The organism is uncultured Subdoligranulum sp. (genome assembly GCF_937890665.1).
Genome location: NZ_CALADU010000212.1, coordinates 1 through 13,983, shown reverse-complemented (window position 1 = coordinate 13,983; position 13,983 = coordinate 1). Strand labels below are relative to the sequence as shown.

The window sequence follows — 13,983 nt, the reverse complement described above, 5'->3', positions numbered from 1 at the left end:
GCATCCGTGGTTTTTTGTTGGTTCAAGCGGCCCGTTTGATCAGACGGGCGAAAGGCGCAGCCAGTGCCGTCAGCAGAGCGGCCAGCGCAAAACTGACAAGGAAGAAAACCGGCAGCCAAACCGGCAGCGGCCAGCCCAACCGGGCTGCGGCGGGCAGCAGTACCAGCGTCAGCAGCACATGATGTACAAGGTAGACACCGTAGGACCAAGCGGCGGGGCGGCGAAGCAGCCTCCAGTACCGCTGGGGCAACCGCTGCCCAAGGGCGTAGACTACCCAGAACAGCGGGACGGAAATCGTCAGCAAGACGGCCAGCCGGGGAACGGCGGGGACCCACAGCAGCGGGAAGGCTGCCAGTGCCCATAGAACGCGGGGCAGGACCGTGCGGTTTTGCCGCAGCAATGTGCCGAACCACACCCCCAAAGCAAAGGCGGGCAGGCGGCCCAGCACGGTATGCCCGGCCTCGAACGGGGCAGGGCAAAGGGCCGGCCAGAGGAGCTGCAAGGCCACCAGAGCAGTCAGCAGAATGCGGCGGCGAAGGGGGCGGTCCATGCACCACAAAAGCAGTGGAAAGACCAGATAGAGCAGCAGAATGACACCGAGAAACCATTCTCCGATTTTGTAAAAGGTGGGGGTCACCGGCGCTAGGTAGCCATCCACACCCAGAACGGAAAAAATCACCCGCCAGCGGGGAATCTGGGCGTTGTTGCCGTGGAGGATCTCGCCGTAGATGAACAGCACGGCGAATCCTAACCAGAAAGCGGGGTACATGGCTGCGGCGCGCCCTACCAGATAGGGGCGCCAGCGAAAGCGCCCCTGCCATTGCAGGCAGAGTGCCGCACCGGACAACAAGAAGAACCAAGCCAGACCGATTTCCACCCAGTCAGCCATACCGCGCCCCACCAAGATGGCGGGGACGGCAAAGCCCAGACGGGCGGCCTCGATGCAGAAATGGTAGCACAGTACCGGCAGCAGCGCGGCCAAACGGATCACATCCAGCCCGGGGCGGTACTGGGCGGGGGTTTTCAGCATAGTGTTTCCTTCCTTGTCGAAGTAATCAGGGCAGTTTGCGGTGCAGAGCTGCGTTCAGCGCCGCGCCCAAAAAGAGCAGGTTGATGATGATATCCAGCCAAAGGATCATCAGGATGATGGCGGTCAAAGATCCGTAGATATAAGACAACTTCCAGAAATGCACGATATAAAACGAAAAAATGTGGGAGAACAGGACCCACCCCGCGGTGGTGAACGCCGCGCCGGGCCATTGGCGGCGCAGCGGACGCTTGCCGCCGGGCACGAAGGTATAAATCAGCAAAATCAGCACAAAGAGGACGGGAATAGAGATCAAGTCGCTGAAATTGATCCAGTGGCGGAACCATTCCAGCACGCCCTGCCACTGGGACGTGGGGGACAGCAGTTCGCTCAGCGGCCGGAAGATGGAGCTCAAACCTTGCAGCAGCAGGACCACCAGCAGCAGTCCCACGAACACCACGGTGTAAAGCAGTGCCAGCAGTCGGTCATACAAGGTGAACCGGGCCCCCGGCGTCAATCGCTGCAGCCCCTTTTGTACGGCATACATCCCGCTGGAAGCGGAATACAGGGTGGTGATGGCAGCAAAAGAGGCCACAAAGGTGGTGGACTGCAAACTCAGGTTGTTCAGCACATCCAGCACGGTGTCTTGAATTTCCGGGACCTGCGGCAAAAATTGGTAGAGCAGGTCTGCCACATCGGTGACGGAGTAACCGGGCAGATGGTTGACGATGACCAGTACCCAGATCAATAAAGGGAAAGAGGCCATCAGCAAGAATAAGGTGGCACAGCCTGCAAAAATCGGCATGTTTTGGCCCAAAAAAGGACCCAGAATCCCAAAGGTCATCTCTTTGGCGCGCTGTAATTTCGGTTTCATGCAGGGTGAAACCTCCCTTCCGGCAGCCGGTGCACAAAGTTGTTTTTCTCATTATAATATGCAACCCACCCAAAAGCAACGCCAGACGGACAAAAGGGACATCGAACGTGCCGAATTTGACCTTGCCAAACGACGGCAAACGGCATATAGTATAGTTACATGGTAGGAAAAGAAATGGTTCCTGCTTTTCAAGAGAGATTCGGGAAAGGAAGACGTGTACTTTCATGCAGACACAAACGATACAACCCAAAAACCAAACGGCGACCCCCAAACGGTATACCCTGCGCGGCGAACTGGCGCTGGCGGTGGCAGTGACCATCAATAGCTTTGCCGTGGCCACTACCGTCTATGCGGGGCTGGGTATCTCGCCGGTATCCAGTTTTCCCTACGCTATTTCGCTGGTTTTTCCGTTCCTGACGCTGGGCACTTGGACCTACCTGTTTCAGGGGGTACTGGTCCTGACACTGATGCTGCTGCGGCGCAAATTTGTGCCGTCCTATCTGTTTGGTTTTGTGGTAGGGTTTGTCTTTGGCACGCTGCTGGACGTTTTCGGCGCATGGCTGCCCACGCTGCCCTATACGCTGGGATGGCGGATCGTCTATTTCGCCCTCAGCTGCCCCATTGTGGGCTTCGGCATTGCGCTGTCCAACCGCTGCAAGCTGCCCATCATCCCCACCGACCTTTTCGCCCGGGATTTGTCCGAGATCATCCACAAACCCTACCCCAAGGTCAAGACGACGATGGACCTGACCTGTGTGGCGCTCTCGGTGGTGCTGACTGCAGGGGTCATGCACAACCTGCAGGGCATTGGCGTAGGTACCGTCATCGGTGCGCTGAGTTATGGTCGTCTGGCCGGGTTCTTCGGCAACCTGCTGGACAAGCGGTTTGACTTTGTTTCGGTGCTTTCGCCTAAAAAATAATGGCACCGCGGTTTGGTTTTGCGGCAAGGGCAGTTAAAAAAATATCAAAAACATCTTGCGCAAAAGCCGGTTTGTGCGTATAATAGAGTCAGGCCATTAGGGCATCGTGCCCTGACAAAAACAAATTGTAAAACATACCGAGAGGAGCTTTTACTATGGGTTTGGGTAAAAAGACCATTGATGATGAAAATTACGCTGGCAAGCGCGTTCTCGTCCGTTGTGACTTCAACGTCCCCATGAAGGACGGCGTCATCACCAACGATAACCGTATCAACGCTGCGCTGCCCACGATCAAGAAGTTGATCAACGACGGCGCCAAGGTCATTCTGTGCAGCCATCTGGGCAAGCCGAAGAACGGCCCCGAGGCAAAGTTCAGCTTGGCCCCCGTTGCGGTTCGCCTGAGCGAGAAGCTGGGCCAGCCCGTCCAGTTCGCCGATGACGACGAGGTCGTGGGCGCACAGGCGAAGGCCGCTGTTGCCACCATGAACGATGGCGACGTGGTGCTGCTGCAGAACACCCGTTTCCGTAAGGAAGAGACCAAGAACCTGCCCGAGTTCAGCAAGGATCTGGCCAGCTTGGCCGATGCTTATGTGGACGATGCTTTCGGCTCCTGCCATCGCGCCCACTGCTCCACTGCCGGTGTGACCGAGTTCGTCAAGGATACCGCTGTCGGTTACCTGATGGAGAAGGAAATCAAGTACCTCGGCAACGCCGTGAATGATCCCGTGCGTCCCTTCACTGCCATTCTGGGCGGTGCCAAAGTGGCGGACAAGCTCAATGTTATCTCCAACTTGCTGGAGAAGGTCGACACCCTGATCATCGGTGGCGGCATGGCCTACACCTTCCTGAAGGCAGAGGGCTACGAGATCGGCAAGAGCCTGTGCGATGACACCAAGATCGATTACTGCAAGGAAATGATGGCCAAGGCCAAGGAGAAGGGCGTCAAGCTGCTTCTGCCTGTGGATACCGCTTGCGTGACCAACTTCCCCGATCCCATCGATGCTCCGGTGGAGACCAAGGTGGTTCCCGTCACCGCTATCCCCGCTGACATGGAAGGCTGCGACATCGGTCCCGAGACCATGAAGCTCTTTGCCGATGCCGTCAAGGCCAGCAAGACCGTGGTTTGGAACGGCCCCATGGGCGTGTTCGAGAACCCGACGCTGGCGGAAGGCACGCTGGCTGTTGCCAAGGCTATGGCCGAGAGCGACGCTACCACTGTCATCGGCGGCGGCGACAGCGCGGCTGCTGTGCAGCAGATGGGTCTGGGCGACAAGATGACCCACATCTCCACTGGCGGCGGCGCCTCTCTCGAGTACCTCGAGGGCAAGGAACTGCCCGGCATTGCCGTTATCCAGAACGCGTAAAAACCGCAGGGCGCGGCGGCACGGCCGCCGCGCCCTTTTTGGGGATTTCCCGTATTCGGAAATGATTCGGAAGGAGTTTTATCATGGATAAGCAGAATCGTAAAGCCATTATTGCCGGCAACTGGAAAATGAACATGACCCCCACCGACGCAGGCCACCTGATCGACGCGTTGGTTCCCGCTGTGCAGGGCGCCAACTGCGAAGTGGTCATCTGCGTTCCTTTCACCGACCTGTGCGTGGCAGTGGCCAAGTGCAGCGGCACCAACATCCATGTGGGTGCTGAGAACGTCCACTTCGAGAAGTCCGGTGCCTTTACCGGTGAGATCTCGGCCGACATGCTCACCGATCTGGGCGTGGAGTATGTGGTCATCGGCCACAGCGAGCGCCGTCAGTACTTTGCTGAGACCGACGAGACCGTCAACAAGCGTGCTCGTGCTGCGCTGGCCGGTGGTCTGAAACCCATCATCTGCGTGGGCGAGAGCTTGGCCCAGCGTGAGCAGGGTGTTACCGAAGAATTGGTCCGCATGCAGGTCAAGATCGCGCTGAATGGCGTTACGGCGGAAGAGCTGAAGAACGTGGTCATCGCTTATGAGCCCATCTGGGCCATCGGCACCGGCAAGACCGCTACGGCGGATCAGGCACAGGAAGTCTGCGCGGCCATCCGCAAGGTGGTGGGCGAACTCTATGGTGAGGACGCTGCCAAGGCGCTGACCGTGCAGTACGGCGGCAGCATGAATGCCAAGAACGCCGAAGAGCTGCTCAGCAAGCCCGACGTGGACGGCGGCCTGATCGGCGGTGCCTCCCTGAAGGCAGACCAGTTTGCCATCATCGTGGACGCAGCCAGCAAGGGCTGATTTTCCCCTAACGTAAGGAGAGTTCCGGCGGCTCCCGGTGAGCTGCCGGGCCCTCTTTTGTCATTTTCAGATTTTTCAATATTCTAAGGAGATCACACTCTTATGAGCAAAAAGCCTGTACTTCTTTGCATTATGGATGGTTTCGGCTGGACTCCCGACCAGACTTTCGGCAATGCCGTGACCACCGCTAAGAAACCCAATCTGGATAAGATTTTTTCCACCTACCCCATGACCACCATCGATGCTTCCGGCATGGCGGTGGGCCTGCCCGACGGCCAGATGGGCAACTCTGAGGTGGGTCACACCAACATGGGTGCCGGCCGCATTGTCTACCAGCAGTTGACCCTCATCACCAAGTCCATTCAGGACGGCGAGATGGTCAAGAACCCCGTGCTCTACAACAACATGAAGAAAGCCATTGATGCCGGCAAGGCCATCCATCTGATGGGTCTGGTGGGCACCGGCGGCGTTCACAGCCATGCCGACCACTGGTTCGGCGTGCTGGATATGGCCAAGCAGATGGGCGCACAGAAAGTCTACCTGCACTGCATCATGGACGGCCGTGACACCGACCCCCACAGCGGCAAGGGCTTCTTGGCCGATTTGCAGGCAAAGCTGGATGAGCTGGGCATTGGCCAGATCGCCACGGTTACCGGCCGTTACTACGCCATGGACCGTGACAACAACTGGGACCGTGAGGAAAAGGCCTACGCGGCGTTTGTTTACGGTGAGGGCAACCATGCCGCCAACGCGCAGGAGGCCATCGATGCCAGCTATGCTGCCGATGTGACCGACGAGTTCGTGGTGCCGGTGGTTACCTGCGAAGGTGGCCGTGTGGAGAACGGCGACACCGTTATCTTCATGAACTTCCGTCCCGACCGTGCCCGCCAGATGACTCGCGTCTTCTGCGACGACGACTTCACGGGCTTTGAGCGCCGCGGCGGCCGTCTGCATGTGAACTATGTCTGCATGGCCGAGTATGACGCCACCATGCCCAACTGCGAAGTGGCCTACCCACCGGTAGAGCTGAAAAATGTGCTGGGTGAGTACCTGTCCAAGAACGGCAAGACCCAGCTGCGTATCGCCGAGACCGAGAAGTATGCCCATGTGACCTTCTTTTTCAACGGCGGCGTGGAAGCTCCCTACGAGGGCGAGGACCGCAAGGTGATCCCCAGCCCGAAGGTGGCTACCTACGACCTGAAGCCCGAGATGAGCGCCTACGAGGTGGCGGATGAGTGCAAAGCCCGCATCGAGAGCGGCAAGTACGACGTCATCATCCTGAACTTTGCCAACTGCGACATGGTCGGCCACACCGGTGTGTTTGACGCCGCCGTCAAGGCCGTGGAGGCTGTGGACAAGGCCGTGGGCGAAGTGGTGGATGCCGTGCTGGCGCAGGGCGGCGTGGTCTTCCTGACCGCCGACCATGGCAATGCCGAAAAGATGGAGAATCCCGACGGCAGCGCCTTCACTGCCCACACCACCAACGTGGTGCCCTTTGCGGTGATCGGCGCCGGTGATGTCAAGCTCCGCGAGGGCGGCTGCTTGGCGGACATCGCACCCACCATGCTGCCCTACATCGGCCTGCCCGTCCCCGAGGAAATGACCGGTAAGAGCATCATCGTCGAGTAAGCACTGCGAAAGCAGGTTTACTCGGGATACGATCCAATAGAAAGAGCGCCCCGCTCCTCGCTGCCATGTGGCAGGGGAGCGGGGCGCTTTGGCTTTTTGTAGGAGATTACGATGCAGCCGGCACATAGTAGTAGATGCGGCACCATGTGTTGTCCAACAAGGCGCCTTGCCAACTGTCCATTTGCAGACCCGCCTGTGTCAGCGTTTCCGCCCAAGCACCGGTGGGGTCTTCCTCTTGGTAAATTAAGAAAAGGCTGCCGCCCGATTCAGGCAGCGCAGCGCCGGGATCGGTTCCGGCGGCAGTGTTCTGCTCGGGGAAAAAGAAGTCCAACACCCGCTGGTCCACCAGATCCACGGTGGAGTAGATCCGGTCGCCCTCCTGATACCGGTCCTGCACAAAGGCAAGTTCCTGTGTTATCACAGCGTTGCATTCCACCATTTCCCGCAGGGCGGTCTGGGCGGGCTCCGCCATAGCGTAGAGCAGCAAAGCGGCCAGCAGTACGCCGGAACAACGCTGCAAGTTGGGCCGCAGCTGTCGAATCAATCCCGACGCAGCCACTGCCATTCCCAGCCACAGCAGCCCCGCCGCGGGGAAAAAGTAGCGCGGCAGATACATGGGGCGTACCAGATAAGTGGCAGCATACCCAAAGGCGGGCAGCCCCACCGCCGTCAACAGGGCGGTAGCTACCAGCCAGCGGTTGGCGGCAGGGGCTTGCCGGGGCCAAACCAGATAGGCCACGCACCCCAACACCAGTAGAAAGAGCGCCAACCAACTGGAAAGCTGATCGCCCACGATCAGTTCCAACGTTTCTTGCAAGGCCGGGGGCTCCTGCAGCCAAAAGGTGGAAACCTGTTGGGTCAGGCGCAGAGCGGCCACCGCTACCCAAGGCAGATAGCAGACAATGCAGACCGCAGCGGCAATTCCCCAATTCCGCAGCAGGGCGGGACGGCGGACAAGGCTGTAAACCAGCAGCGCTAGGTAGACAAACGCCACAGCCAGCAAGGCAAAATAGTGCAGGTAGCCGGCTGCCAAACCCGCCGCTACCAAGGTGACCCACCACCGGCGTGGGGGATGGTCCGCCTCTACAAGGCGGTACCCGGCAAACCCGCAGAGCAGCACAAAAAACAAGGCCCAGCCATACATGCGCACTTCGGTGAAATAGTGCAGCGAGGCGGCGTTCGGTCCCATCAGACAGAGAAAGAGAAAGGTGGCCAGCCGACCGAAGGTGGGCCGGAACAGTACCAGAGCCATGCCAATGGTCAAGAGATAAGCGGCAAAAGAAGCAACGCGGTAGATTACCGGTGCATGGCCCAGCAAACTGAGAAAGGCCTTCAGCAGATAGTAATACAACGGGGGATGGACATCTCCGGCGGTGTAGGAGGCGATTTCCTCCCAGCCCAAACTTGCAGCATGAATGGAAAAATACTCATCCAGCCAAAAGTTTTGGTTGGTCGTAAACAAGGCGGCAAATACCACCAACACTACCGCAAAGGCTACCAGAAGCAGGTCCGGTAAAAGACGCCGCACCGTGCAGGGAGAACGGTGGGGATTTGTCATGGAAAAACAGTCCTTTCTAACAGAGGCGGTCGGTTTGCTCAACCGCCGGACAACGGCATAAACCAGACGGCCGCCAGATACACCAGATACACCAGCAGGCAAACCAAACCCTGCCAGCGATGCAGGCGACGACGCATAAGGGGCGGCAGCAGCAACACCAATGCCATCAACGCGCAGGCGGGCAGGTCGTAATGTCGGAACTGGGAGCCGAAAGGCAACCGTTCCCGATACATCAGGCTGGAGATCGGCAGTGCCAAAGTCAGGTTGAGGATGGCACTGTTCAGCAGTTGCATGGGCAAGGTGCGGGGCGGAAAATACCGGCACCGCAAGGAAAAACGCTTCCAAATCGACCCCAGCGGATGGTCGAGGGCGTCGGCCAACAGCGGCAGGCAGAATCCGAAACTGATGAGAGTGGCTGCCCACAGCGCCTGAATGGTTCCGGTCATATTGGCCAAACTGGCGGCGCTGTAAACCAGCGCCTGCGCCCCAAAAGCCAACATGGCCAGCCCGCCGATCACGCCGGCCAGATTCTTCAAGGCGTTGGCAACGCTCATAACGGGAAACGCCATTGTGTGGGCCGTGTACCCGTACAAGTCAGCAGCTTGCTGGACCTGAGAATCCTGTGCGGGACGGGGGTCCGTGGTTACATGGTCGCTGCCCTCGCCGTAGATATAGTGATGTTGGTAGACAATGCTGATGAGTACGAAGGCTACGAACAGGAACATGAGCAGCCCGGTGCCGGTGTAGCTCAAGGTGCCGTCCCGGACGAAGAGGGCCAGCACGCCGCAGGCGGCCAAGAGCAGCAAACATTTGCGGCAGAACTCGTTGCGATCCACCGAAATGGTGTGCTTAGGGTTGAGCAGGCAGATGGCCAACGCCAACCCTAGATTGGCTACGGCGCCTGCCAGTGCGGTGCCCACGGCCAACGAGGTAATGGACAGACCGGCGGCCAAAAAAGCCAGCATGAGCTGGGGCAGCGCCAGACAAAAGGGCGCTACCGTTCCGCCGACAACCCACATAGGCAGCCCGCACAACGCGCAGCACCAAGTGGTGCAACGCCCGGCCAGACGGCTGCCCACAGCTGTCAGCACAAGGCCGATGCCGTATACCAGCAATGTCAGAAAGAGAACCGACATTTCAATCACCTGAAAAGGGCAGCGCACCGCGCTGCCCTTGGTTTGTATTTCTTAATAGGCGATGCCCCAAACGACCATCTTGGTGGCGGGTTTGCCGCAGATCGGGCAGACGTCGCTCAGATGCTCCTGCTCAAAAGGCATGCAGCGGCTGGAGAGACCGGCCTGCTCCTTCATGGCTTCTTCGCAGGCCAAATCACCGCACCACATGGTCTTGATGAAACCAGTGGAGGTCGCGGTCTTTTCCTTGATTTCATCCAACGTGGTGGCGCTGGTGGTGCGGGCTTCGCGGTTCTTCAACGCGCGGTCGTACAGGTCCTTGGCCAGCGCATCCAGCGCAGCCGGAATGGCCGTAGCCAAATCCTCGAACTTGACGAACTGCTTTTCGCGGGTGTCGCGGCGTACCAGCACGCACTGACCCTGCTCGATATCCCGGGGACCCACTTCCAAGCGGATGGGCACACCCTTCATCTCCCACTGGGCAAACTTCCAGCCGGGCTGTTTGTCGCTGTCATCCAGCTTTACGCGGGCATACTTGCCGATCTCGGCAGCCAACTCCCGGGTCTTTTCCAGAACGCCGGGTTTGTGGGCGGCGACAGGAACAATCACGACCTGCACCGGGGCAATAGCCGGGGGCAGGATCAGGCCGTCGTCGTCGCCATGGGTCATGATGATGGCACCGATCAACCGGCTGGAGGCGCCCCAACTGGTCTGGAAGGGGTACTGCAGGGTGTTGTCGCGCCCGGCAAAGGTCACGTCATAGGCGCGGCTGAACTTGTCGCCAAAGTAGTGGCTGGTGCCGCTCTGCAGGGCTTTGCCGTCCTTCATCATCGCTTCGATGGTGTAGGTGGCTTCGGCGCCGGCAAACTTCTCCTTGTCGGTCTTGCGGCCCTTCAGAACGGGGATGCACAGGTCATGCTCGCAGAAATCCGCGTAGCAGTTGAGCTGCTGCTCGGTCTCGGCCTGGGCTTCCTCCGCGGTTTCGTGGATGGTGTGGCCTTCCTGCCACCAGAACTCACGGGTGCGCAGGAAGGGGCGGGTGGATTTTTCCCAGCGGACCACGCTGCACCACTGGTTGTACAGCATCGGCAGGTCGCGGTAGCTGTGCAGCACATGGCTGAAGTGGTCACAGAACAGCGTTTCGCTGGTGGGGCGCACGGCAAGGCGTTCCTCCAGCGGTTCGCTGCCGCCCATGGTGACCCAGGCGACCTCGGGGGCAAAGCCGTCCACCAGTTCGCCCTCCTTTTTCAGCAGGCTTTCCGGCATCAGCATGGGCATCGCAACATTTTCGTGGCCGGTAGCCTTGAAGCGGGTGTCCAGATTTTTCTGGATGTTCTCCCAGATCGCGTAGCCGTAGGGGCGCAGCACCACAAAGCCCTTCACGCTGGAATATTCCACCAGTTCAGCCTTGGTGCAGATATCGGTGTACCACTGGGCGAAATCGACCTCCTGTGCGGTGATCGCCTCGACCATTTTTTTCTTATCGCTTGCCATGTCTACTCCTTCACATCCGGCGGCGCAAAATTACAGCCGCTCCTCCAGATAATTCACCACATCGCCCACGGTGTGGAAGTTCTCGATCTCCTCGTCGGGGATCTCCACGTTGAACTCGTCGGACAGGGTGGTGATCATGTCGATGACGTCGAGGCTGTCGGCGCCGAAATCATTGACGATGTCGCTGTCGGGGGTGATCTTTTCGGGATCGACTTCAAGCTGGTCGGCCAGGTATTCGCGGATACGCGCAAAAACTTCGGAATCCATAGTATATCTCCTTCTGCAAACAAATATTCATTAAATATATATCTTATCTGTCAAAAGATGTCAAGAGGACCGGGGCAAAAACCGTGTAAAAAGGCCGTTGTGCTGCCCCGGCGCGCCGCGGCATACACTGGTCGGGGGAGGGATGGTATGAAACTGTCATTTACCAAGATGCAGGGCGCGGGCAACGATTACATTTATCTGGACTGCCGGGAACAGGGGCTGCCGCCCCAGGCGGGGCAGTGGGCGGCAAGGCTTTCCCGGCGGCATTTTTCGGTGGGGGCGGATGGGCTTATCTGTATCGCGCCGCCCCAACTGGCGGACGCGGATGCAACGATGGTCATGTATAACGCGGACGGCAGCCAGGGGGCCATGTGCGGCAACGGCGTGCGCTGCGTGGCCGAGTACCTGCACACCCACGGCGTGCAGAAGGACCGCATCGAACTGGACACCCCCGGCGCAGGGCGCAAAACGCTGTACCGCGTCGCGCCCCATGTGTGGCGGGCAGGGATGGGGCGCTTCTCCGCGCGGGCGCAGGACATCCCGGCGGAAGGGCTGGGGGCCGGGCCGCTGCTGGATCTGCCGCTGGTGGCCGCAGGGCGCGCGTGGCGGGTGAACTGCCTGAGTATGGGCAACCCCCACTGCGTGGTGCTTTGCCGCGAAGCGCCGCCCGAAGGGCTGGAACTGGCCGTTTGGGGCCGCGCGCTGGCGGAACATCCGGCGTTCCCCCAGGGGGCCAACGTGGAATTTGTGCGGCAGGAAGGACCGCGGGCGCTGGCGGTAACAGTCTGGGAGCGGGGCAGCGGCGCAACGCTGGCCTGCGGCACCGGCGCCTGCGCGGCGGCGGCCGCACTGGTGCTGCGCGGGGACTGCCCGCGGGAGGAGGAGATCGAAGTATCGCAGCCCGGCGGGCGGCTGCAGGTGCAGGTGCTGGCGGACGATACGGTGCTGCTCACCGGCCCGGCGCACACGGTCTTTGAGGGAACGGTGGAAATTTGAACGCGGCTTTACAGAAGAAAAAATGGTTGTTATAATGAAAAAAGATTTTTTGGAAAGTAAGAAAGGAAAAACAACATGCTGCAACGAAAACTGCGCGCGGCGCTGGTGATCCCGGGGGAAAAGCGGAGCGACCGCTTTTTCCGGCTGTTCCCGTGGGTGTGGCTGGTGGCGGCCTACTGCGTCACCATGCTGGTCCTCTGCCTGCATGGCCGCAACTATATCGACAGCGATATCGCCGGGGACATGATGCTGGCGGATTTACTCAATCAAGAGGGCGGCTTGATGGCGCCGGATTGGTGGTATTCCAGCGAACTTCGCGTTGTATATTTGCAACTTTTATATCGGCTTGCACTTTTGATCTTTCCACATGACTGGTATGCGGCCCAAATGCTTGGGCAGGCAGGATGGCTTCTGCTTCTGATCCTTTCCTATCTGTATGTGGCGCATGGCCTGAAACTCAAAAACTGTGGTGTATGGGGTGCTGCGGCGCTGGCTTGCCCCTTTGGAACCTGGTATTTGTGGTACGGACCTTTTGCCGGGGCGTATTTGCCGCATATGATTTTGATCCTGTTAAGTTTTGGTGCCATGCTGCATCTGATGCATCCGGCCAATCGCTGGAGTTGTGTGCTGCAATGGATACTTTTGCTGGGGTCGGCGCTGGCATCGGGACTAAATGGCATAAAAGGCATCATGGGATTTTATCTGCCCATGGCCGCAGCCATGGTGGTGGCGGTGATACTGCGCTGGTATGAAGAACCGCAGCGCCTGCCGTTGAAAAGCTTGTGGCTGTTTGTGCTTTCCGGCATTGCAACGGCGGTAGCGGGCGCTGCCTACATCGTCTACAGTAAAGTACTGGCCAATGCCTATTCCTTCGAGGATTATAACGGTCGTGTCTGGTCGGATTTTGACCTCAGCGCGCTGTTTTCTCAGTGGGGCGAATTCCTGAGTCTGTTTGGCTATCCTACAAAGTCGGCGCTTAAATCCGCACCGCAAATTTTCTCGGTGGAAGGGCTCCTGGGGGCCTTTGGTGTGGTGACGGCGGGAGCAATCGTTTTTTCTCTGATCCGGCTGCTGTGGCGTTGGCAAAAAATAGATCCGCAGCAGCGCATCGTACCGCTGCTTTTTGCGTCGATCTGTTTGGTAGACGGGATGATTTTCGCCTGCACAGAAGATATAGCGCCTATTGATGCACGGTACTGGCTTACCGTGGTCCCCTTTGCATTCCTGGTGTTGCAGTTGGAGGGCGAAACAGAGCGGTTCAGCCCGGAATTTATGCGCCGGGCCGCAGCGATGGCTTTCTGTGTTTGCATCACGGCGACCAGTATTTCTTCGGTGCGGTTATTTTTTGAAAATGGTTTGCGTGTCAATCCGCATTTGGCGACCGTGTGCGACTGGCTGGTGGATCAGGGATATACACAAGGGTATGCGACTTTCTGGAACGGAAATGTCCTTACCGAATGGTCAAGCGGCGAACTGGAAATGTGGGTAGTCAGCGACCTGAATACGTTGGACCTGAGCCAGGGCTTGCAGAAGATGGCGCATCAGGAGACTCCGCAAGGCGAAGTGTTTCTTGTGACGACCCGTGAGGAACTGAAAAATTCCGGGCTTTCCGCGATGGAAAGCGTGGCGGATGACAACATTGTGTATTTGGACCAGCAGGAAAAATCTCCCTCACCTTTCGGTCATTACATCGTCATGACCTTCGCCGGTGTTGATGAGATGCAGGATGCTATTGAAGCGGCGCAGTTGGAACGTGAGTGATAAAAACAGGCATTTATGTATGAGGAATACCTCATCATTTTTCAGGAAAGTTAAGAAAGGAAAAACAACATGCTGCAACGAAAACTGCGCGCGGCGCTGGTGATCC

Annotated in this window: 12 protein-coding genes; 6 read left to right on the top strand and 6 right to left on the bottom strand. The window is 58.6% G+C overall.

From position 1 onward, the window contains the following. Positions 1 to 22: 22 nt before the first annotated feature. Together Q0526_RS12120 and Q0526_RS12115 are read right to left on the bottom strand one after the other, a co-directional pair. On the bottom strand, positions 23 to 1,030 hold the full coding sequence (locus Q0526_RS12120; protein WP_298733976.1) for an acyltransferase family protein: 1,008 nt from the start codon (positions 1,028 to 1,030) through the stop codon (positions 23 to 25). A 25-nt stretch (positions 1,031 to 1,055) separates the two neighbouring features. Next, on the bottom strand, positions 1,056 to 1,901 hold the full coding sequence (locus tag Q0526_RS12115; protein ID WP_298733974.1) for a YihY/virulence factor BrkB family protein: 846 nt from the start codon (positions 1,899 to 1,901) through the stop codon (positions 1,056 to 1,058). A 224-nt stretch (positions 1,902 to 2,125) separates the two neighbouring features. Here Q0526_RS12115 and Q0526_RS12110 point away from each other — a divergent pair, with 224 nt between their 5' ends. The 4 genes from Q0526_RS12110 to gpmI all read left to right on the top strand — a co-directional run bounded on the left by Q0526_RS12110 (position 2,126) and on the right by gpmI (position 6,668). After that, a complete protein-coding gene (locus Q0526_RS12110; RefSeq protein ID WP_298733972.1) occupies positions 2,126 to 2,821 on the top strand; it encodes a DUF6198 family protein in 696 nt (231 codons plus the stop codon). A 155-nt stretch (positions 2,822 to 2,976) separates the two neighbouring features. Then, on the top strand, positions 2,977 to 4,185 hold the full coding sequence (locus Q0526_RS12105; RefSeq protein ID WP_298733970.1) for a phosphoglycerate kinase: 1,209 nt from the start codon (positions 2,977 to 2,979) through the stop codon (positions 4,183 to 4,185). Between the two features lie 83 nt (positions 4,186 to 4,268). Then, positions 4,269 to 5,039 carry a triose-phosphate isomerase gene (gene tpiA, locus Q0526_RS12100; protein ID WP_298733968.1) on the top strand — a complete coding sequence of 257 codons (771 nt, stop codon included), beginning with the start codon at positions 4,269 to 4,271 and terminating at the stop codon, positions 5,037 to 5,039. A 102-nt stretch (positions 5,040 to 5,141) separates the two neighbouring features. After that, a complete protein-coding gene (gene gpmI, locus Q0526_RS12095) occupies positions 5,142 to 6,668 on the top strand; it encodes a 2,3-bisphosphoglycerate-independent phosphoglycerate mutase (RefSeq protein ID WP_298733966.1) in 1,527 nt (508 codons plus the stop codon). A gap of 106 nt (positions 6,669 to 6,774) precedes the next feature. On the opposite strand, the gene Q0526_RS12090 is transcribed toward gpmI, so the two are convergent. Genes Q0526_RS12090 through acpP form a run of 4 tightly spaced genes read right to left on the bottom strand, consistent with a single transcriptional unit; the run spans position 6,775 to position 11,120 of the window. Continuing rightward, positions 6,775 to 8,226, bottom strand: coding sequence for a glycosyltransferase family 39 protein (locus Q0526_RS12090; protein ID WP_298733964.1), 1,452 nt, complete (start codon positions 8,224 to 8,226; stop codon positions 6,775 to 6,777). A gap of 38 nt (positions 8,227 to 8,264) precedes the next feature. Beyond that, the gene (locus Q0526_RS12085; RefSeq protein WP_298733962.1) at positions 8,265 to 9,362 is read right to left on the bottom strand and encodes a hypothetical protein; all 1,098 of its coding nucleotides are present in this window, start codon (positions 9,360 to 9,362) and stop codon (positions 8,265 to 8,267) included. 51 nt (positions 9,363 to 9,413) lie between these two features. Continuing rightward, a complete protein-coding gene (gene proS / locus Q0526_RS12080) occupies positions 9,414 to 10,853 on the bottom strand; it encodes a proline--tRNA ligase (RefSeq protein ID WP_298733960.1) in 1,440 nt (479 codons plus the stop codon). Between the two features lie 30 nt (positions 10,854 to 10,883). Then, positions 10,884 to 11,120, bottom strand: coding sequence for an acyl carrier protein (gene acpP / locus Q0526_RS12075; RefSeq protein WP_298733957.1), 237 nt, complete (start codon positions 11,118 to 11,120; stop codon positions 10,884 to 10,886). 147 nt (positions 11,121 to 11,267) lie between these two features. Here acpP and dapF point away from each other — a divergent pair, with 147 nt between their 5' ends. Together dapF and Q0526_RS12065 are read left to right on the top strand one after the other, a co-directional pair. Next, a complete protein-coding gene (dapF, locus tag Q0526_RS12070) occupies positions 11,268 to 12,116 on the top strand; it encodes a diaminopimelate epimerase (protein ID WP_298733955.1) in 849 nt (282 codons plus the stop codon). Between the two features lie 75 nt (positions 12,117 to 12,191). After that, entirely contained in the window at positions 12,192 to 13,877 is a 1,686-nt protein-coding gene (locus Q0526_RS12065; protein ID WP_298733953.1) for a hypothetical protein, read from the top strand. The last annotated feature ends 106 nt before the right edge of the window (positions 13,878 to 13,983 follow it).

Coding starts and splice junctions, on each gene's coding strand:
- Q0526_RS12115 (WP_298733974.1), bottom strand. CDS start 1,901: ATGAAACCGAAATTACAGCGCGCCAAAGAGATGACCTTTGGGATTCTG.
- Q0526_RS12090 (WP_298733964.1), bottom strand. CDS start 8,226: ATGACAAATCCCCACCGTTCTCCCTGCACGGTGCGGCGTCTTTTACCG.
- proS (WP_298733960.1), bottom strand. CDS start 10,853: ATGGCAAGCGATAAGAAAAAAATGGTCGAGGCGATCACCGCACAGGAG.
- dapF (WP_298733955.1), top strand. CDS start 11,268: ATGAAACTGTCATTTACCAAGATGCAGGGCGCGGGCAACGATTACATT.
- Q0526_RS12085 (WP_298733962.1), bottom strand. CDS start 9,362: ATGTCGGTTCTCTTTCTGACATTGCTGGTATACGGCATCGGCCTTGTG.
- Q0526_RS12105 (WP_298733970.1), top strand. CDS start 2,977: ATGGGTTTGGGTAAAAAGACCATTGATGATGAAAATTACGCTGGCAAG.
- Q0526_RS12120 (WP_298733976.1), bottom strand. CDS start 1,030: ATGCTGAAAACCCCCGCCCAGTACCGCCCCGGGCTGGATGTGATCCGT.
- acpP (WP_298733957.1), bottom strand. CDS start 11,120: ATGGATTCCGAAGTTTTTGCGCGTATCCGCGAATACCTGGCCGACCAG.
- Q0526_RS12065 (WP_298733953.1), top strand. CDS start 12,192: ATGCTGCAACGAAAACTGCGCGCGGCGCTGGTGATCCCGGGGGAAAAG.
- gpmI (WP_298733966.1), top strand. CDS start 5,142: ATGAGCAAAAAGCCTGTACTTCTTTGCATTATGGATGGTTTCGGCTGG.
- Q0526_RS12110 (WP_298733972.1), top strand. CDS start 2,126: ATGCAGACACAAACGATACAACCCAAAAACCAAACGGCGACCCCCAAA.
- tpiA (WP_298733968.1), top strand. CDS start 4,269: ATGGATAAGCAGAATCGTAAAGCCATTATTGCCGGCAACTGGAAAATG.